This window comes from uncultured Flavonifractor sp. (assembly GCF_944383115.1).
Taxonomy (GTDB): domain Bacteria; phylum Bacillota; class Clostridia; order Oscillospirales; family Oscillospiraceae; genus Flavonifractor.
The window spans coordinates 1-4,611 of the sequence record NZ_CALWOJ010000125.1; the positions used below are offsets into that span (position 1 = coordinate 1).

The following is a 4,611-nucleotide window of genomic DNA, read 5'->3' on the forward strand; positions in this document are numbered from 1 at the left end:
GCGTTTTTCACGATGGAGATGGACAGGCCGGCGGAGATGTCCTCCACGCTGGCGCCGTCCTTCTGGGCCTGCTTCACCGAGGAGTTCATAAACACGGTGCAGCGGGAGCCAAGGTTCACCGGGTGCTGGGCCAGCAGGCCCAGCTTAGAGAAGTCGGCGATGTTGTAGCCCAGGGCCTTGGCAAAGGTCTCAATGAAGGAACCGCATCCGGAGGAGCAGGCCTCGTTGAGCATAATGGAATCGACAGCGCCGTTGCGGATCTTGAAGCACTTCATATCCTGGCCGCCGATGTCAATGATAAAATCCACGTCGGGATTGAAGTGGCGGGCAGCGTTGTAGTGGGCCACCGTCTCCACCAACCCGGCGTCGCAAGAGAAGGCGTTCTTGATCAGATCCTCGCCGTAGCCGGTGACCGCCGCGCCCTTAATGGCGATCCGGTCTCCGCACAGGGCATAGATCTCCTTCATCTGGTCCAGCACAATGGCCACCGGGTTGCCCAGATTGGAGTGGTAGTAGGTATAGAGCAGCCCGCCGTCAGCGGTGATCAGCACCATCTTGGTGGTGGTGGAGCCGGCGTCAATGCCCAGCCAGGCGTCGCCGGAATAGGTGTTGATATCCACCTCCGGGGGGTGCATGGCGTTGTGCCGGGCCAGGAAGGCGTCGTACTCGGCCTGGTTGTGGAACAGAGGCGGCATGGTATCCACCAGGCCCACGTTGTCCACGCTCTTTTCCAGCCGATCCAGCATCTCATCAAAGGAACACTCAGCAAAATCGGTGGCGCACAGGGCAGCGCCGATCCCGGCAAAGCAGTCGCCGTCCTCCGGGAAAATGGCGTGGGCCTCGTCCAGCTTCAAGGTTTCCACAAACCGCTGCCGCAAGCCCTGCAGGAAATGGAGGGGGCCGCCCAGAAAGACGATCTTACCTTTGAGCTCCCGGCCCTGGGTCAGGCCGGCAACGGTCTGATCCACTACCGCCTGGAAGATGGAGGCCGCTACGTCCTCCTTCCGGCCCCCCTGGTTCAGGATGGGCTGGATGTCGCTTTTGGCGAACACGCCGCAGCGGGAGGCGATGGGGTAGATCTTCTCATGCTTGAGGGAGAGGGCATCCAGCTCGTTCACCGTCACGTTCATCAGGGTGGCCATCTGGTCGATGAAGGCGCCGGTACCACCTGCGCAGGAGCCGTTCATCCGTTCCTCCAGAGCGCCGCCGAAGAAGATGATCTTGGCATCCTCACCGCCCAACTCGATCACAGCGTCGGTATCCGGTATGTAAGTATTGACGGCGGCGGCGGTGGCGTACACCTCCTGTACAAAGTCGATGTCCGCCGCTTTGGCCACGCCCAGGCCGGCAGAGCCGGTGATGGCAATGCGCACCTGCTGACCGCGCAGCTTCTCTTCGATGGAACGCAGGGTTTCCGCCGCCCGCTCTCTGGCTTTGGAGTAGTGCCGCTCATAAGAGCGGAAAAGCAGCTTGTTCTCCTCGTCCAATACCACCACTTTCACCGTGGTGGAGCCGATATCAATTCCAATCCGCAGACTCATAGATTCACCTGATATCCTCTATTATAAAGAATTTCGTATCCATCATAATATAACAAAAAAAATTTTTTTACAAGACCAAACCTTGAAAATACAGGATGTTCCGTATCCGGAAAGAATTGTGCCTAAAAATCTCCCCCTTCTCTCCCCTTGCTGGCACACTTTCGCCAACAGCCATCATCCAAACATCTATGTTGACAAGCAATATTATACGTCATATAATATTATTAAACTGAAAGGAGGTGCTGGCTATGACCTTTCCTTTGGCCGCTCCCCTGCTGGACGCCTGCGTGCTGGCGGTGCTGGACGAGGGCGACACCTACGGCTACCGCCTGACCCAGCGCATGAAGGAGCAGGTGGAGCTGTCGGAATCCACCTTATACCCCGTTCTGAGGCGGTTGCAGCAGAGCGGCTGCCTCACCGTCTACGACAAGCCCTTTCAGGGCCGCAACCGGCGCTATTACGCCATCACCCCGGCGGGCCGGGCGCTGCTGACCGGCTATCGGGAGGAATGGGTACGCTACCGGAGTCAGGTGGAGGCGCTTTTGTTGGGGGAAAAGGAGGAGAACCATGAATAAGGCAGAATTTTTAGAGGAACTGCGCAACATTCTGGTGGGCAGGCTGCCGCCGGAGGAACTGGACGATGTCCTCTCCTACTATGAGGCCTACTTTGCCGACTCCGAGGAAGAGGAAGCCGCCGTGGCAGACCGCCTGGGTTCCCCCGCCTCGGTGGCGGAGCAGGTACTGAAGGATCGGAGCGAGCCGCCCAAAGAGACGTCCGCATCCCAACCTGGCAAACAAAAAGGCCGGATTTTTCTGCCTGTTCTGGTGATCGGCGGGGCGGTTGTGCTGGCCATTCTTCTCTATTTTCTTCTGTTGCGTCCTGAGCGTTCCGATCCGGTCCTTCTGCCCGGCCAAACGGCGGATGCCATCCAAACCCCTGACATTCAAGGGGATTGGGAGGGCGAAGTGGAACCCTTTACAAAGCTGGATATTGCGATAGGTCTGGGCAACGTTCAGGTGGAGGAAGGAGACGGGTGGCACCTGTGCCTGGTCAACCGGGGCTGGGACAGCCGGTATGACGTCTCTCAGGAATTGAAGTACAGCCAGGACGGCGACACTCTCTCTGTCTGGAGCGTCTCGGACAACATCTCCTCCGGCGAAAGCTCCCCCGATGTGCGGGTCCTGGTCACCGTTCCCGCCGGGACAGTGCTGGAACGGGCCGATCTGTCGCTGGGGATGGGCAATGTCACCTGGGACAACTGCACCGTAAAGGGCCGTCTGCGGGCTGAATGCGGTATGGGCAATCTGTCCGTGTCCGCTCCGGTGGAGGAAACCGCGCTGACCACCGGTATGGGTAACATAATTCTGGATCTGGCCGGCAACCAGGCGGATTATACCTGGGATCTGACGGCCAGCAGCGGCACCATCCGGCTTAACGGGGAAACGACGGAGCCCTACAGCGTCAGCGGCGGCGAAGGGAACCACAGGCTGTCCCTGACCAGTGGCATGGGAAACGTCAGCCTGCAGTTCAGCCAGATCCCCACCGTCCAGGCGAAATAGTACGATAACAAACAGCCCGCCCCGCCGCACATGCGGCGGGGCGGGCTGTTGTTTATCTCCGGTAAGTACGGGTGATCTGCGCCAGTTTTCCGGATACCGAGGGATTGAACGCCTCGGCGCGCACCCGCCAGGACCAGTTCTGGTCTCCCAGGGTGCCTGGGGCGTTGACCCGGGCGTCTCCCCCCAGGCCCAACAGATCCTGGAAGGGAGCGATGGCCAGACGACAGGGGGACATCCAGGCCCCGCACACCGCGCCCCAGCCAAAGCCCTCGTCCTCCCGCAGGCGCAGGTAATCGAAGGCGTACTGACGCTCGGCCGGGTTGGCCTCGGTAAACAGCCACTGGACAAAGGTGGGGGTGTCGTGGGTGCCGGTGTACATCACCGCGTCCCGGGGACAGTTGTGGGGCAGATAGGCGCTCTCCCCCACCGGATCAAAGGCATAGACCAGCACCTTCATGCCGGGCAGGCCGCTCTGGGCAATAAAAGCCAGGGCGTCGGCGTCCAGATCCCCCAGATCCTCTGCAATCAGGGCCAGGCCGGGTACCTTTTTCAGCACATCCAGCAGGGCGTTACCCGGGCCCTTCTCCCAGTGGCCGTCCCGGGCGTCCTTGGCGTCCTCCGGGATGGACCAGTAGGTGTGGAAGGCCCGGAAGTGGTCGATGCGCACCACGTCGTACAGCTTGGCCATATGGGCGCCCCGGCGCTTCCACCAGGCAAAGCCGGTCTTTTTGTGGTAGTCCCAGTCGTACAGAGGGTTGCCCCAGTGCTGGCCCATGTCGGAAAAGGCGTCGGGCGGCACACCGGCCACGCATGAGGGACGCATATCCTTTTTCAGCTGGAACAGCTCCGGATTGCCCCACACTTCGGCGCTGTCGGGTGAAACATAGATAGGCAGGTCTCCGATGATGGAGATGCCTTTGGAGTTGGCGTAGGTTTTGATCGCCTTCCACTGGCGGAAAAACAGATATTGCAGGAAGATCTGGAAGGCACACGCCTCCGCCAGCTCCATCCGGTACTGCTCCATGGCCTTGGGCCGGCGCAAGCGGGCCTCGTCGGGCCAGTCGGCCAGCTCCTTGCCGTCAAAGTACTCCCGCAGGGCCAAAAAGAGGGCATAGTCAGGCAGCCAGTCGGCCTCCTGCTCCTCAAACCGCTTAAGCTGGGAGGCATACTTCGCCCTGCCCCGCTCAAAGGCCTTCCGCAGCAGGGGAAGCCTCGTCTCGTGGAGCCAGGGGTAATCCACCCGATCCGGATTGTCCCGCCGGGCGGACTGAAGTTCATCCTGGGTCAGCAGCCCTTCTTCCACCAATTCATCCAGATCCAGAAACAGCGGGTTTCCCGCAAAGGAGGAGGGGGACATATAGGGGGAGTCGCCCCCGCCCGGTGGTACCAGGGGCAGGATCTGCCAGAATTTCTGGCCTCCAGCCGCCAAAAAATCGATAAACTGCCGGGCCGGCTTGCCCAGCGTGCCGATGCCGTAAGGCCCCGGCAGGGAGAATACGGGAAGCAGGAT

General features: G+C 60.5%; 4 protein-coding genes. 2 read left to right on the plus strand and 2 right to left on the minus strand.

The features are described from left to right. A partial coding sequence (locus Q0K43_RS10345; protein ID WP_297290451.1) for an acyl-CoA dehydratase activase occupies positions 1-1,541 on the minus strand: 1,541 nt, incomplete at its 3' end. A gap of 248 nt (positions 1,542-1,789) precedes the next feature. Between Q0K43_RS10345 and Q0K43_RS10350 the strand changes: the two genes are divergently transcribed. Both Q0K43_RS10350 and Q0K43_RS10355 read left to right on the plus strand, forming a co-directional pair. Then, complete coding sequence (locus Q0K43_RS10350) at positions 1,790-2,116, plus strand: PadR family transcriptional regulator (protein WP_297290452.1); 327 nt, start codon at positions 1,790-1,792, stop codon at positions 2,114-2,116. Then, positions 2,109-3,101, plus strand: coding sequence for an HAAS signaling domain-containing protein (locus Q0K43_RS10355; RefSeq protein WP_297290453.1), 993 nt, complete (start codon positions 2,109-2,111; stop codon positions 3,099-3,101). The genes Q0K43_RS10350 and Q0K43_RS10355 overlap by 8 nt, the downstream gene beginning before the upstream one ends. A 52-nt stretch (positions 3,102-3,153) precedes the next feature. Here Q0K43_RS10355 and malQ read toward each other — a convergent pair. Then, the coding region (malQ, locus tag Q0K43_RS10360) for a 4-alpha-glucanotransferase (protein ID WP_297290454.1) at positions 3,154-4,611 on the minus strand (1,458 nt) is incomplete at its 5' end.

Bases quoted from the DNA above. Each gene is read 5' to 3' on its own strand.
- Q0K43_RS10355 (WP_297290453.1), top strand. From the start codon at position 2,109: ATGAATAAGGCAGAATTTTTAGAGGAACTGCGCAACATTCTGGTGGGC.
- Q0K43_RS10350 (WP_297290452.1), top strand. From the start codon at position 1,790: ATGACCTTTCCTTTGGCCGCTCCCCTGCTGGACGCCTGCGTGCTGGCG.